At 69.8% G+C, this 14,343-nt stretch carries 14 protein-coding genes; 9 read left to right on the forward strand and 5 right to left on the reverse strand.

The annotated features are described in order from the left end of the window. Positions 1-29: 29 nt before the first annotated feature. Complete coding sequence (locus IEV93_RS10725; protein WP_229705026.1) at positions 30-986, reverse strand: diacylglycerol/lipid kinase family protein; 957 nt, start codon at positions 984-986, stop codon at positions 30-32. A 115-nt stretch (positions 987-1,101) separates the two neighbouring features. On the opposite strand from IEV93_RS10725, the gene IEV93_RS10730 reads away from it, so the two are divergent. Further along, the gene (locus IEV93_RS10730; protein WP_188490518.1) at positions 1,102-1,578 is read left to right on the forward strand and encodes a hypothetical protein; all 477 of its coding nucleotides are present in this window, start codon (positions 1,102-1,104) and stop codon (positions 1,576-1,578) included. Positions 1,579-1,698: 120 nt separating this feature from the next. Here IEV93_RS10730 and IEV93_RS10735 read toward each other — a convergent pair whose 3' ends face one another. Then, positions 1,699-2,346: an acid phosphatase gene (locus tag IEV93_RS10735; protein ID WP_188489499.1), complete on the reverse strand. Its 648-nt coding sequence runs from the start codon at positions 2,344-2,346 to the stop codon at positions 1,699-1,701. A gap of 97 nt (positions 2,347-2,443) precedes the next feature. Here IEV93_RS10735 and IEV93_RS10740 point away from each other — a divergent pair, with 97 nt between their 5' ends. After that, the gene (locus IEV93_RS10740; protein WP_188489501.1) at positions 2,444-3,238 is read left to right on the forward strand and encodes a ParA family protein; all 795 of its coding nucleotides are present in this window, start codon (positions 2,444-2,446) and stop codon (positions 3,236-3,238) included. Positions 3,239-3,263: 25 nt separating this feature from the next. Here IEV93_RS10740 and IEV93_RS10745 read toward each other — a convergent pair whose 3' ends face one another. Both IEV93_RS10745 and IEV93_RS10750 read right to left on the reverse strand, forming a co-directional pair. Then, complete coding sequence (locus IEV93_RS10745) at positions 3,264-4,550, reverse strand: Rv3212 family protein (protein ID WP_229705027.1); 1,287 nt, start codon at positions 4,548-4,550, stop codon at positions 3,264-3,266. Next, complete coding sequence (locus IEV93_RS10750; protein WP_188490520.1) at positions 4,547-6,262, reverse strand: DEAD/DEAH box helicase; 1,716 nt, start codon at positions 6,260-6,262, stop codon at positions 4,547-4,549. The genes IEV93_RS10745 and IEV93_RS10750 overlap by 4 nt, the downstream gene beginning before the upstream one ends. A 342-nt stretch (positions 6,263-6,604) precedes the next feature. On the opposite strand from IEV93_RS10750, the gene IEV93_RS10755 reads away from it, so the two are divergent. Both IEV93_RS10755 and IEV93_RS10760 read left to right on the forward strand, forming a co-directional pair. Next, a complete protein-coding gene (locus IEV93_RS10755; RefSeq protein WP_188489503.1) occupies positions 6,605-7,285 on the forward strand; it encodes a ferritin-like fold-containing protein in 681 nt (226 codons plus the stop codon). Positions 7,286-7,422: 137 nt separating this feature from the next. Beyond that, positions 7,423-7,656 (forward strand): DUF3107 domain-containing protein, encoded by a 234-nt coding sequence (locus IEV93_RS10760; protein ID WP_188489505.1) that lies wholly within the window; start codon positions 7,423-7,425, stop codon positions 7,654-7,656. A 5-nt stretch (positions 7,657-7,661) separates the two neighbouring features. Here IEV93_RS10760 and fasR read toward each other — a convergent pair whose 3' ends face one another. Then, positions 7,662-8,312 carry an HTH-type transcriptional activator FasR gene (gene fasR, locus IEV93_RS10765; RefSeq protein WP_229705028.1) on the reverse strand — a complete coding sequence of 217 codons (651 nt, stop codon included), beginning with the start codon at positions 8,310-8,312 and terminating at the stop codon, positions 7,662-7,664. 57 nt (positions 8,313-8,369) lie between these two features. Between fasR and IEV93_RS10770 the strand changes: the two genes are divergently transcribed. From IEV93_RS10770 to IEV93_RS10790, 5 genes are all read left to right on the forward strand, one after another. Then, positions 8,370-9,407, forward strand: coding sequence for an alpha/beta fold hydrolase (locus tag IEV93_RS10770; protein ID WP_229705029.1), 1,038 nt, complete (start codon positions 8,370-8,372; stop codon positions 9,405-9,407). 264 nt (positions 9,408-9,671) lie between these two features. Next, a complete protein-coding gene (locus IEV93_RS10775; RefSeq protein WP_229705154.1) occupies positions 9,672-10,667 on the forward strand; it encodes a DUF3152 domain-containing protein in 996 nt (331 codons plus the stop codon). A 4-nt stretch (positions 10,668-10,671) separates the two neighbouring features. Next, positions 10,672-11,847, forward strand: a complete 1,176-nt coding sequence (gene moeZ, locus IEV93_RS10780; RefSeq protein WP_188489507.1) for an adenylyltransferase/sulfurtransferase MoeZ — start codon at positions 10,672-10,674, stop codon at positions 11,845-11,847. A 36-nt stretch (positions 11,848-11,883) separates the two neighbouring features. Next, on the forward strand, positions 11,884-13,347 hold the full coding sequence (locus IEV93_RS10785) for an MFS transporter (protein WP_229705030.1): 1,464 nt from the start codon (positions 11,884-11,886) through the stop codon (positions 13,345-13,347). Between the two features lie 60 nt (positions 13,348-13,407). Continuing rightward, positions 13,408-14,262, forward strand: coding sequence for a TIGR02569 family protein (locus tag IEV93_RS10790; RefSeq protein WP_188489509.1), 855 nt, complete (start codon positions 13,408-13,410; stop codon positions 14,260-14,262). Positions 14,263-14,343 lie beyond the last annotated feature (81 nt).

Genomic DNA, 14,343 nt, shown 5'->3' on the forward strand with positions numbered 1-14,343 from the left:
GTGGCGAAGGCAACTCGACACCGCCGGTCTCAGGCGGTGGGCGCCACGACCTCGAGCCGGTCGGGCACACAGCCGAACCGCACATCGACCCGCGTGCCGACGTAGTCGCCGTCCATCTGCATGTCGATGGCGTTGTCCGCGCGGATCCGCACGTACTCGACGTCGTCGTCGGTCAGCACATGGCCGGCGTGCGGGGATCGCTGCGTCAGCAGCTGGGTGAACACCGGGGTGTTGCGCGGCACGCTCATGGACTGCGAGGCGAAGATCCCGAGTCCGGAGTCGTAGGTGGTGTCCGGGTTGGTCAGCACCGGTCGTTTGCCGATGTAGGTCCACGGGTTCGCGTTGCAGACGAAGGCGAAGTGGACGCCGTCGACGACGCGGACCGGGTCGCCGGGATGCTCACCGGGCAGCTCGACGGTCAGTTCCGGGCGGCGACGGGCCGCGGTCAGGAACGCCTTGGTCGTGGTCCAGATGTAGCGCGCGTCGCTGGCGGGTTTCCCGGACTTGCGTTGGCGCTCGATCGAGTGCACGACCTCGGCATCGACGCCGAGGCCCGCGTTGAACAGGAACCACCGGCCGTCGGCGTGGCCCAGGCTGATGCGCCGCCGCGCGCCGTCGGCGAGCAGGGTGAGCAGCTGACCGGTGGCCTGCAGCGGGTCGGCCAGCACCCCGAGCGACCGGGCGAACACATTGGCGCTGCCTCCGGGAACGACCGCCAGCGCGGGTGTCGGAGATGCCCCGATGGGCTCGCCGGGTGCGTCGAGGAGACCGTTGACGACCTCGTTGACGGTGCCGTCGCCGCCGTGGACGATCACCACCGGGCATCCCTCGGCGCGGGCACGGGCGGCGATCTCACCGGCGTGGCCGCGATGGGTGGTCAGTTCGACGGTCAGGTCGAGTCGCGCCGAGAGGGTGTGCGCCAACGCGTCGCGACCCGCATCGGTGGTCGAGGTCGCGAACGGGTTGACGATCAGCAGGGCACGCACGATTTCTGAGCCTAGAGGGTGTCGCCACAGCGGTCACAATCTCCGTCGGTCTCCGCGTCGTCGGTTCGTCACCGTTTCCGGTGTGGCCGGCCGGGCGTTCTACGCTGGGGGAGTGATGCAGACCAGCCCCGATCCGTCGAGCCGTTCGGCGCGCCCACCGACCGCGGTCCGACGGGGTGGGGCGATCGTCGCCCTCGAGGGTCTCGCCGCGATCGTCATCGCGGTGGTCCTGTGGATCCATGCCGCGGGCGGCGCCGACGAGAGCTTCATCAGCAGCTACGGCACGGGCGCATGGTTCGCCATCCTCGGCGCAGGCGTGCTCGCGGGCGGTCTGGCGCTGATCACCGGTCGTCGGTGGGGTCGGGCCATCGCGGTGGTCGCACAGATCCTGCTGATCCCGGTGGCGTTCGCGCTGCTCACCGACAGCGGGCAACCCCAGTACGGCGCGCCCCTGCTGATCGTGGTGATCATCGTGCTCGTGCTGCTGTTCTCGCCGTCGTCGGTGCGCTGGCTCGCGGCCGACTACGCACCCGATGCCGAGCCCGACGAGATCCCGCCCGACGTCGTCAAGAAACCCAAACGCAAGAGCTGACAAGCCGCTCGGGTCGAATCGACTACAAACGCTCCACTTTTCGAGAAACGCTCCGGTTGCAACCGGAGCGTTTCGCTACAAGTGGAGCGTTTGTCGTCCACACAGTCAGCACGTGGCGGACTACGTCACCGGGCGGGTGGGACGTCCTGCGTCGACATAGTCGGCGCTGCGGTAACCGGTGAGTCCCAGAGTTGTGAGGCGGCGGGTTTCACCGTCAAAGCTCAGGACCGCGATCGACGCGGGCAGCATCGTGAAGTGCTGTCCGCTGCCGATCGGCGATCCGATCCAGCGGGCCAGTAGCGACCGCGAGAAGTGACCGTGCGTCACGAACACGACATCACCGTGTTCCACCAGCGGCGTCACCTTGTCGATGACCTGATCGACGCGGTCGCTCATCTGATCCGGGGTCTCACCGTTCGGCCCGCCCTCGGAGAAGACCGTCCAGTTCGGGTCGGTCTCGTGGATCGTCGGGCTCGTCAGACCCTCGTAGTCGCCGTAGTTCCACTCGGTGAGAAGCGGCTCGGTCTCGTCGACCTTCAGCCCGGCCAGTTCGGCCGTGCGCTGCGCACGCAGACGCGGCGAGGCGATGACGCGTGGATTGCTCAGGAGAAGCTCTGCGATCGGTTCGGCCAGACTGCGCGCCTGTTCGACGCCCTGCTCGGTGAGATCGATGTCAGAGGTGCCCGTGTGGCGCCCGGTACGGGACCATTCGGTCTCGCCGTGCCGGATGACGATCAGTCGATGTGTCGCGGTGCCCACGTCCGTCATTGTGCATCACGCCCGCATACCCTGGTGGACCAGTACACACAGTTCGCCACGAGGGGTCGCCGGAAATGAACACTCACTTCTCACGTCACGGCTTGCGATGACCAAGGTCCTCGCGGTCGCGAATCAGAAGGGTGGGGTCGCCAAGACCACCACGGTCGCATCGATCGGTGCGGCTCTTGCCGCGATGGACCTGTCGGTCCTCGTGGTCGACCTCGATCCGCAGGGATCCCTGACGTTCTCGCTCGGCCACGACCCCGACCTCATCACCACCTCGGTACACGAGGTGCTGCTCGGTGAGGCCGACATAGTCGACGCCCTGGTCTCCACCGAGGACGGGGTGACGCTGCTGCCCGCGACCATCGACCTCGCCGGCGCCGAGGCGTTGCTGCTGATGCGTCCGGGTCGCGAGTACGCGCTCAAGCGGGCGCTGGCCACGGTCGCCCAGGACTACGACGTGATCCTCCTCGACTGCCCGCCGTCGCTCGGTGTGCTCACGCTCAACGGGCTGACCGCGGCCGACGAGGTGGCGGTCCCGCTGCAGTGCGAGACGCTGGCGCACCGCGGCGTGGGACAGTTGCTGCGAACGGTGACCGAGGTCCAGCAGATCACCAACCCCGATCTCCGTCTGCTGGGCGTGATCCCGACGCTGTACGACGCGCGGACCACGCACAGCCGTGACGTGCTCGCCGACGTCTCCGATCGCTACGACCTGCCCGTGCTGAGTCCGCCGATCCCGCGGACGGTGCGCTTCGCCGAGGCGTCGGCGTCGGGTGCGAGTGTGATGGCCGGTCGCAAGAACAAGGGGTCGCAGGCCTACCGCGAGCTGTCGGACAACCTCTGGCAGCACTGGGACGCGGGCAAGCCGCTCGTGACCCTCGAGGCGACCGTCTGACCCGATTCCCCTCCGGGCGTGGGTCTCACGTCCCGAGCAGCATGTGGATCCGGCCGCCGTACAACTGGGCCACGTCGTTGCCGATGGGTGCGAGCGTGATCGTCCCGGTGCGGTAACCGGGCCGGTCCACCGGGATGGTCCGGACCTGTCGTCCGGTGCCCGGATCGAGGATGGTGATCCCGGTCGGACCCGGAACGAGCAGGTCGCGGCCCATGAGCGCGGCCGGTCCCAGCGTCCCGGGCACCTGATAGGTCGGGGTCAGCGCCGACGCGTCGAGGATGATCGTGCTCTTCCCGGTGTAGTAGCTCAACAGACCGTCGCGCGTCTGGGGGTGGGAGTCGGCAGGCGGTGTCGAATCGCCGAGCACCTCGTGTGAGCTCGTCAGGGTCGCGTTCATCCCGTACACCTGCAACTGCGGGCCGCGGTCGGTCTGCAGGGCGCCCGAGGCGCCGACGTAGACCGCGACCGCCGACGACGACACCGCGACGACGCGCGGCGGCGGCTCGGAGGTGCCGCTGGTGATGACGCGCGAGCCGCTCTCGTCGACCTTCTCGTCCTTGTCCTGCGCCGCGGCGATGATGGTCAGGCGGTAGCCGGGCTCGTCACCGCAGCGTTCGATGACCGCGATCTGATCGGCGCCGGTGGCACTGGAGAGCAGGACGCACCCCGATCGGGGTTGGGTGCCGGGTTTGACCGGCGCCGACACGCGGCCGTACTCGACGCCGCGGACCAACGTCGAACCCCACGACTCGAGTCGCGAATCCCCTTGCGAGACGACGTAATCGGCCCCGGCGGACAGGGAGACGGAACTGTCGGCGGCGCTGGCGCGGGTGGCGGCGCGGCGGCCGTCGGACGCGTCGAGCGCGGTGACCTCGCTGCACCCGCGGCTGTTGCGGTAGACCGCGACCACCCGGGGCGACGAGGAGTACGCGCCGATGACGCCGCAGAGCGGGTCGGCGCGGTGATAACTCCAACGGACGTCGCCGGAGCCGGGATCGTGCCCGGCGACGGTCCCGTCGTCGGCGGTGACCACCGCGCTGTCGGTGACGACGGTCGACGCGGTGTCCGACGAGTCCGCCTGCCATCCGGAGGTGAACCCTTCCGGGGCCGAGGTCGCCGTGTCGATCGACGGCAGGGGAGCGGCAGCGAAGTCGTCGGAGGAGCGACGCGACGTGCTCGCCCACCAGACGGCCGCGGCGACGAGCGCCACGACCAGCACGATCACGACGACGATCGCGAGATCACCGCGGGTGCGACGCTCGGGTCGGATGCGCACGGGCGGGTCGGCCGATCCGGGCGTGCGGAGCTTCACTCGTTCGCGGGGCTCGCAGATGCCGACGTGTTGCCTCCCGTGGAGTCGCCACCACCACCGGCACCGCGGCGACGACGCCGACGACGCGGCTTGGACGCACCGCCGTCCTCGGCCGTCTTGGTGCTGCCTGCGCCGGCGCTCTCGGTCGTCGTGGCATCGGTGTCCGCGGCGGCGCTCGCCGCAGCGGCACCACCCGAACGGGTCCGGCGACGCTGACGGTCCGCGCGGGGTGCGCGCTCTTCGCGTGCCTCACGCTTGTCGCCCCCGCCCCGGTTGTCACCGCCCCGGTTGCCGCCGCCGCGACTTCCGCCGCGACCGTCGCTGTTGCGACTGTCGCCGGGGCGGTCGGTGTAGCTCTCCTTGCGGCGACGATCGCTCTCGGCCTGCGAGATCGCTCCCTCGAGTCGTCCGCTGGTCCCGTCGGCGATGTCGAGGTCCGCGCGCAGGTGCTCGGAGCTGGAATACGTCTCGACCGGCTCCGGGATGCCCAGGTTCAGCGCATCGTTGATGAGCTTCCACTTGTGCAGCTCATCCCAGTCCACGAGCGTGACCGCGATGCCGGTACGACCCGCGCGGCCGGTACGACCGATGCGGTGCACGTAGGCCTTGTCGTCCTCGGGGCACTGGTAGTTGATGACGTGGGTGACGTCGTCGATGTCGATGCCGCGGGCGGCGACGTCGGTGGCGACGATGACGTCGATGCTGCCGTCCCGGAAGCGTCCGAGGGCCTTCTCACGGGCGACCTGACCGAGGTCGCCGTGGACGGCACCGACCTTGAAGCCGCGCTCGGTGAGGTCGTCGGCGACCTTCTGCGCGGTCCGCTTCGTGCGGGTGAAGATCATGGTCGCGCCGCGACCCTCGGCCTGCAGGACACGGGCCACCAGCTCGGCCTTGTCCAGCGCGTGGGCGCGGTAGGCGTACTGCTTCGTCCGGTCGTGCACGGCGGAGTCGCCGGCGTGCTCGGCGCGGATGTGCGTCGGCCGGTTGAGGAACGTGCGGGCCAGCGTGACGATCGGGCCGGGCATGGTCGCCGAGAACAGCATCGTCTGACGCTGGTCGGGCAGCGACCGCATGATGCGCTCGATGTCGGGCAGGAAGCCGAGGTCGAGCATCTCGTCGGCCTCGTCGAGGACGAGGATCTGCACCTTGCCGAGGATCAGGTGGCCCTGCTGCGCGAGGTCCATCAGTCGTCCGGGCGTACCCACGACGACGTCGACACCGGACTGCAGTTCGGCGATCTGCGACTCGTAGGGGCGGCCGCCGTAGATCGAGGTGATCGACAGCTTGCGCTTCGGCTTGGGCTGCGGGTCGACGTCGAGCTTGGCCGCGGCGACCTGCAGGTCGCCGGTGACCTGGATGCACAGCTCGCGGGTGGGGACGATGACCAGCGCACGGGGGGTCCCGTCGAGCGGGCGGAGCTTGCCCTCGCTGCCGGGGGCCACCATCGAGATGCGGTGCAGCAGCGGCACTCCGAAGCCCAGGGTCTTGCCCATACCGGTGCGGGCCTGACCGATGAGGTCGTCACCGGCCATGGCCAGCGGGAGGGTGAGCTCCTGGATGGCGAAGGTGTTGGTCTTGCCGTCGTCGGCGAGCGCGTCGACGATCTCCTGGCGGACGCCGAGCTCGGCGAACGTCGGGGCGACGTGGGTCTCGGTGTCGACGACGGTGGTCTGCGGGGAGTCGCTGTCCGGTGTCTCGGCGACGACGACCACGGTGTCGTCGTCGATGGGCTGGTCGGTGGTCACGCCGGTGGCGGCGGAGTTGTCGGTAGTGATTTCGGTGCCTTCCGATGTATCGGAGCACGCACGAAAAAGGCTTCACACCGCCGGGCGAACCGGGGTCCGTGGGCGGGAGCCGAAGTTTCACGGCTCGAGATCGGTCGAGAAGTGCGCGCACATTGTGTGTGACGGCGGGCTCCGGAGGGCAGTCGATGCCCCCGCGCCAGCGCGTCTGGAAGCGATTGTACGTGGTGAGGGACCCGTGCCCCGCATCGCACGCTCGTCGGGGAGCCTGTGCCGCCCCCGCTGATCACGATCATCTCCTACGATCGGGCCATGTCCTCGACCTCGCCCCAGCCCGACGCGCCCCAGATCCCCCGGGACCATCCGGGCATCACGTCGTTGTTCGGTGTGCTGTTGGCCGGCGAGCTCGCGGCCTTCTATCGACTGACCGAGGAGGCGCGGATGGCGCCGCACATCCGTGGTCGCGTGGCGATGGCGCAGATGGCCGGCGAGGAGATGGCGCACTTCGAGGTCCTCGCCGACGAGCTGACCCGGCGCGGGCAGGACGTGGTCGACACCGTCACGCACTACCGGCCGGTCCTGGACCAGTACCACGGCTCCACCACCCCGAACACGTGGCTGGAGGCGATGGTCAAGGCCTACATCGGTGACGGTCTCGCGGCCGACTTCTACCTCGAGGTCGCGCACACCCTGCCCGCCGACGCCGAGGAGATCGTGCAGCGGGTGATGGCCGAGACCAGCCACTCCGATTTCGCGTGTGACGAGGTGCGCGCGGCGATCGCCGCCGATCCGTCGCTGGCGTCGCCGCTGCGGCTGTGGGGCAGGCGCCTGCTCGGCGAGGCCATCACACAGGCGCAGCACGTGCTGGCCTCCGAGGAGGAGTTGACCGGTCTGCTGTTCAGCGAGGTCGCCGACTTCACCCGCATCTCCACCTTCTTCGATTCCATCCAGGACCGCCACGCCGCGCGCATGGCCCGTCTGGGTCTGGACTGACCGCTCGCACCGAGCGCCCGGTGTTCGCCAGCAGCGGATCGGGTGCTGGGCCCGGCGACAGCTGAACTAGCCTGGAAACCATGCGGTCCGAACTCGGATCGCGAGCACCATGCACACGATGTTGAGGAGAACGAACCGTGACGGTTGACGTGAAGATCGGTATCACCGACAGCTCTCGCGAACTGGTGGTGCAGTCCGACCAGACGAGCGACGAGGTACACGCCGCCGTGGAGTCCGCGCTGTCGGGCAAGGAACAGCTCCTGCGTCTCACCGATGACAAGGGCGCCCGGTACCTCGTGCCGGTCACCAAGATCGCCTACGTCGAGGTCGGCTCCTCCGAACGGCCGAAGGTCGGTTTCGGCGCGTCCTGAGAAGGTCAGGACTCCCCGGAGTCCTTCATGAGCGGAACGTGTGACAAGCCGCCCCACAGCAGTTCGACGGTCGTGTCCACGGCCTCGCGCTTGCTGATGGGGCGCTTTGCGTCGAGCCAGTAGCGGGCGTTGACCTGACTCGCGCCGACGAGTCCGGCGGCCAGCATCCGCGACCGGTAGGGGTCGAGGCCGGAGTCGTGCATGACGAGTCCGTAGACGGCGTCGACGCAGGCCTCGGTCGCTCCCTCGACCCGTCGGATCGCCGCGGGGTCGAGGGCGTCGGACTCGAAGATCAACCGGTAACCCTGATGGTCCTGATCGATGAAGTCGAAGAACGCGTTGACCGCGGCCCACACCCTCATCTTGTTGTTGGTGGTCATCTCCAGCGCCTTGCGCACCTCGACGACCAATGAGTCCGCATGTGCTTCCAGGACCGCGAGATAGAGGTCCAGTTTTCCCGGGAAATGCTGGTAGAGAACAGGTTTGCTGACGCCGGCGTGCACCGCGATCTCGTCCATGCCCGCGGAGTGGTAGCCGCGTTCGACGAAGATCTCACTGGCGGCGTCGAGCAGTTGGATACGACGGGCGCTGCGTGGCATACGGGTGTTGCGTCGGCTCGCCGAATCGGTTGCGACACGGTCAGGGGAGCCAGGCATGCGTCGACAGTACTCGGTGGGGATCGACGTCACCGGGCGGTGAGGCATGCTGGAGAGGTGTCGAGCACCGACCCCGCTGTGACGCAGCCGGGCAGCCACCAGCCGATGTCCGATCCCTCCGATCCCGCGAGACCGTCGCCGCTTCGCGACCTGCTCGCCCCCCTCGACCGCGACACCGACCCGTGGCCGGGCCGCCACGTCGACCTCGCTCCCTTCCGGATATACCTGCGTCGGGTGGCGCGCGTCCCCGACACCGCCGAGGCGGTCGCCGGCCGGGTGCTCTACGTCCACGGTCTCGGTGGGTCGTCGCTGAACTGGACCGACCTCGGCGAGGTGCTGGCCCCGGTGCTCGACGGGTACGCCATGGACCTGCCCGGCTTCGGGTTCTCCGATCCGCCCGCCGACGGTGGTTATTCGTTGACGATGATGACCGACTCGGTGATCGCGGTCCTCGAGCACCTCGGTGGCGCGCACGTGGTCGGCAACTCCCTCGGCGGCGCCGTCGTCGCGCGGGTGGCCGCCGCCCGTCCCGACCTGGTGCACACCCTGACGCTCATCTCGCCGGCGTTCCCCGACCTGCGTCCGCGTGTCCGCAGGCTGTCGTTCATCCCGTTGACGCTGGCCACCGTGCCGCGGGTGGGGCCTGCGGTGTTCGGATACCTCGGACGCGCCCACCCCGAACGGCAGGTGGCGCAGACGCTGCGCGAGATCATGGTCCGCCCCGAGGTGTTGGGCACCACCCGGACCGCCCAGGCCGTCGAGCACGCCGTCGCACGCGCCGAACTGCGTTGGGCGCCGGAGGCGTTGTCGCGCAGCCTCAACGCGCTCGTGACGAGCTGGGTGTGGATGTCCGGACGCGACCACTGGCGTCGGGCGCGGCAGATCACCGCGCCGACCCTGGTCATCTGGGGCGGCCGGGACAAGCTGGTGAGCTCGGCCATCGCACCGCGGTTGATCCGGACGATCGCCGGATCGCGGCTGGTCATGTTCGGCGCGGTCGGCCACGTCTGCCAGATGGAGATCCCGGTGGAGACCGCCCGCGAGATCGCCAGACACCTCGAGGTGCACCGCCCCGCGGCGGCTCCCGCCGACTGAGCCGGTGCCCCGCGACACCACTGCGGCCTCGAGGCGGTTCGGTTCCCTCGGAACGCCGTTGCCCTGTGAGAGGGTTGTTCGGTGAGTACCGCAGGCGGCGGACCCCGCGTTCCCGGCCCGGCCGGAGAACGGTCCACGGACCGGGGCGCCGCCGTGCCCCCGGCACGTGAGCGGATCCGCGAGGGCACGCGGTCGGCCCGGTCCTCGTCGCGTCGCGCCCCCGGGCAGGCCGCGCGCACCCCCCGCGCCTCACAGTCGGGCCCGATCCGTGCGACCGATCGGGACGCGTCCCCGGGCGCCGCACCACGATCACGACCCGGCGACGATCAACCGCTGCGCGCGCACTGGGACCCGACCGCCGCGGACGTCGGCCGCGCGCCCATGCCCCGACCGGAACGCAGGACGCAGTCGGCGCTCGGCCGTTTCCTGCACACCTACGGGTGGCGTGCCTACGCGATCCCGGTCCTGGTCGTGCTGACCGTCCTGCTGATCGTCGCGACCGTGCGCGACTCGGGCGCCTCGAGCACCGCGCAGACGGCGCCGGGCACGGGGGTCCGTAACACCAACGTCAACGCGGCGACCACCGCGATCGGCGCGCCCACAGGTGGTGCGTCGGCGACGGTCCTGCCCGCCGGTCAGCTGCCCGCCGGCGGTTCGTTCACCGAGGTGGGCCGCAAGTCGTGGCGGGTCATCCCGGGCACCACCGGTGTCGTCGGCAACGCGTCGCGGGTGTACACCTACACCGTCGAGGCCGAGAACGGTCTGGTGCCACAGGATTACGGCAGCGACACCATCTTCGCCAAACTCGTCGACGCCACCCTCGCGAACCCGAAGAGCTGGATCGGCGGCGGCAAGGTCGCGTTCCGTCGGATCGCCGGCGGCAACCCCGACTTCCGGGTCTCGCTGACCTCGACCGGCACCACGCGCGAACTGTGCGGTTACCAGATCAAGCTCGAGTCGTCCTGCTACTACCCGCCCGAGGCCCGCGTGACGTTGAACGAGGCCCGCTGGGTGCGCGGCGCGGTCGCCTACCAGGGTGACGACCTGCTCTATCGGCAGTATCAGATCAACCACGAGGTCGGACACGCCATCGGTTACGAGCAGCACGAGCCCTGTGAGTCCGACGGCGGGCTGGCGCCGGTGATGATGCAGCAGAGCTTCGGCGTCGCCAACAGCGAGATCATGGCGTTGGACCCGGACATGCGCGCCAACCGCGACCTCGTCTGCCGCGCCAACCCCTGGCCGTTCCCCACCCGCTGACCCGATGTCGACACTTCCACCGCTGGTCGAGCCCGCCGCTGACCTCAGCCGCGAGGAGGTCGCCCGCTACAGCAGGCACCTGATCATCCCGGACGTCGGCATGGACGGTCAGAAGCGGTTGAAGAACGCCCGCGTGCTGGTCATCGGTGCGGGGGGACTGGGATCGCCGACCCTGCTCTACCTGGCCGCCGCGGGCGTCGGGACGATCGGCATCGTCGAGTTCGACGAGGTCGAGGAGTCGAACCTGCAACGCCAGGTCATCCACGGGCAGTCCGACATCGGCCGGTCGAAGGCGGCGAGCGCCCGCGACTCGATCCGCGGGATCAACCCGTTCGTCGACGTCGAGCTGCACGAGTTCCGTCTCGAACCCGACAACGCGATCGAGTTGTTCGGCCGCTACGACCTCATCCTCGACGGCACCGACAACTTCGCCACCCGCTACCTCGTCAACGACGCCGCGGTGCTGGCCCACAAGCCCTACGTGTGGGGCTCGATCTACCGCTTCGAAGGACAGGCGTCGGTGTTCTGGGAGGACGCGCCGGACGGGCGTGGGCTGAACTACCGCGACCTGTACCCGCAGGCGCCGCCGCCGGGGATGGTGCCGTCGTGCGCCGAGGGGGGTGTGCTCGGCATCCTGTGCGCCTCGATCGGGTCGATCATGGGCACCGAGGCGATCAAGCTCATCACCGGGATCGGCGAGACCCTGCTCGGTCGGTTGATGATCTACGACGCCCTCGAGATGGAGTACCGGACCATCCGCGTCCGGAAGGACCCCGAGGCCGCACCGATCACCGGGCTCATCGATTACGAGGCGTTCTGCGGCGTGGTCTCGGCGGAGGGGTCCGACGCCGCGTCGAGCTCCACGGTCACCGCCGCCGAGCTCAAGGCGAGGATCGACGCGGGGGAGAGCATCGCGCTCATCGACGTCCGCGAACCGGTGGAGTGGGACATCGTCCACATAGACGGCGCGACGCTGATCCCCAAGGGGGAGTTCGAGTCCGGCGCCGCGCTGTCCGAGCTTCCCCAGGACCGTCCGGTCGTCCTCTACTGCAAGACCGGTATCCGCTCGGCCGAGGCGCTCGCCGTGGTGCGACGGGCCGGATTCGCCGACGCGCAGCACCTGCAGGGCGGCGTCCTGGCGTGGGCCGCGCAGATCGACCCGTCGCTCCCGGTCTACTGACCCCGCTCGTGCGCACCCGGGCACTACGGTGACCACGTGAGCACGCCCGGATCCGAGACACCGCCCGTCACCGACGCGGTCGTGCTGGCGTCGGCGCGCGGTCGCTGGGTGGTCGCCTGCGCGGTACTCGGTTCGGGCATGGTGATGCTCGACGGAACCGTCGTCAACGTCGCGTTGCCGAAGATCGGGGAGGAGTTCGACGTCGGTCTCGCGCCGCTGCAGTGGACGGTCACCTCGTACATGCTGACGCTGTCCGCGCTGATCCTGCTCGGTGGATCGCTGGGCGACCGACTCGGCCGACGTCGCGTGTTCGTGATCGGGGTGGTGTGGTTCGCCGCAGCGTCGCTGCTGTGCGGGTTGGCTCCGAATGTCGTTGTCCTGGTGGGTGCTCGTGCGTTGCAGGGGATCGGTGGAGCGCTGCTGACTCCCGGGTCGCTGTCGATGATCCAGTCGTCGCTGCGCCATTCCGATCGTGCCCGCGCCATCGGCGTGTGGTCGGGACTCGGCGGTGTCGCGGCCGCGGTCGGTCCGTTCCTCGGTGGCTGGCTCGCCGACGGCCCCGGGTGGCGCTGGGCCTTTCTCGTCAACGTCCCCGTCGCGGTGGTCTGCGTGTTCGTCGCGATCCGCCACGTGCCCGAGACCCGCGATCCGGACGCGCACGGACCCTTCGACTTCGGGGGCTCGGCCGTCGGAGCGATCGCGCTGGCGTGCGCCACGTTCGCGCTCATCCGGGCCGCGGCCGGAGGTTCTGCGCTCGAGATCGGTGTGGTGGCACTGGCGGCGGTGGTGTTCGGGGTGGCGTTCGTGACCGTCGAGCGGCGCATCGACAACCCGATGATCCCCACCGACATCTTCGCCTCGCGTCCGTTCACCGTCATCAACGTGATGACGTTCGCGGTGTACGCCGCGTTCGGTGGGTACTTCTTCATCGCGGCCCTACAGCTGCAGGTGGTGTCGGGGTACTCGGCGTTCTGGGCCGGTGCGGCCCTCACCCCGGCGACGATCCTGATGCTGTTGTTCTCCGCGCGGTCGGGCGCGTTCGCCGCCCGGATCGGGCCCCGTGCCCCGCTGACCGTCGGCGCCCTGTTCTGCGCAGCCGGTCTGCTGCTCATGCTGCGGATCGGCCCGCACGCGTACTACCCGACCGACGTGCTGCCGGGCGCACTGGTGCTCGGTACCGGCATGGTGCTGCTGGTGGCGCCGTTGACCGCGACCGTGCTCGCCGCCGCCAGCGACGAGCACTCCGGGGTGGCCAGCGGCGTCAACAACGCGGTGGCGAGAGCTGCGGGCCTGCTCTCGGTCGCGGCCATCCCGCTGATCACGGGCACGTCGGCGAACGCCGGCCTCGGTGCGGCGTTCGACGACACCTTCACCCGGGCGATCCCCGTCTTCGCGGCGCTGCTGATCGCCGCCGCCGCCCTGTCGTGGGTGGGTCTGCGGCCGACTCCGCCGCGCCGGGCACGAATTCATCGACCGGAACACCCGTCTCCATCGAAATGAACACGACCGCACCGCCCACCCTCCCCGCCCCGAGGGTGTCGGGTCGGTAATCTCAGGAACGTGAATGCCCCGGATCCGCCCGACCACGTCATCGCGACGTTCGGTCTCACCGGGTCGACGCCGATCGCGTTGACCCGCGAGTGGGAAGGCGGATGGCGCATCGGCGAGGTGGTGCTGTCCCTCGTCCCCGATCACGCACGTGCGGCCTGGTCGGCCAAGATCCGCGAAGACCTCTACGTCGACGGTGTCCGGGTGGCCCGGCCGCTACGCGGGACCGACGGACGCTACGTCGTGTCGGGATGGCGTGCCGACACCTACGTCGCCGGTTCGCCCGAGCCGCGCCACGACGAGGTCGTCTCCCTGGCCAACCGGCTGCACCAGGTCACCGCCGACCTCGAACGTCCCCGGTTCCTCCTGCAACCCCCGGCGCCGCCGTACACCGACGTCGACGTGTTCAACGCCGCCGACCGTGCGGCCTGGGAGGACACCCCGATGCGGTCGGCCCGAGCCGCCGGCTTCGGTGATCCGACCTCCCCGGACGGGGTCAAGAGCATCGAGATGCTCAAAACCCTTGCCACCCTGCGCAAGCCGGTGTCCTCGCCGTCGCAGCTCGTGCACGGCGACCTCTTCGGCACGGTGCTGTTCGCCGGTGCGGCCGCACCCGGCATCACCGACCTGGTGCCGTACTGGCGGCCCGCGTCGTGGGCCGCGGCGGTCGTCGTCGTCGACGCGTTGGCGTGGGGCGGGGCCGACGAAGAACTCGTGGAGCGGTGGGCCGATCAGCCCGAGTGGCCGCAGATGATGTTGCGCGCGGTCATGTTCCGGCTCGCCGTGCACGCGCTGCACCCGCGGTCGTCCTCCGGTGCGCTGACCGGTCTGTCCCACGTGGTCGACGTCGTCCGGCTGATGCTCTAGCGCACGACCCCTCGTACGCCCGTTCCTGCTCGCCGCCTCACCCCGCACCCGAACTCCCGCGTTGGGCCCTCGTTTCCCCGT

The organism is Williamsia phyllosphaerae (assembly GCF_014635305.1).
GTDB lineage: Bacteria > Actinomycetota > Actinomycetes > Mycobacteriales > Mycobacteriaceae > Williamsia_A > Williamsia_A phyllosphaerae.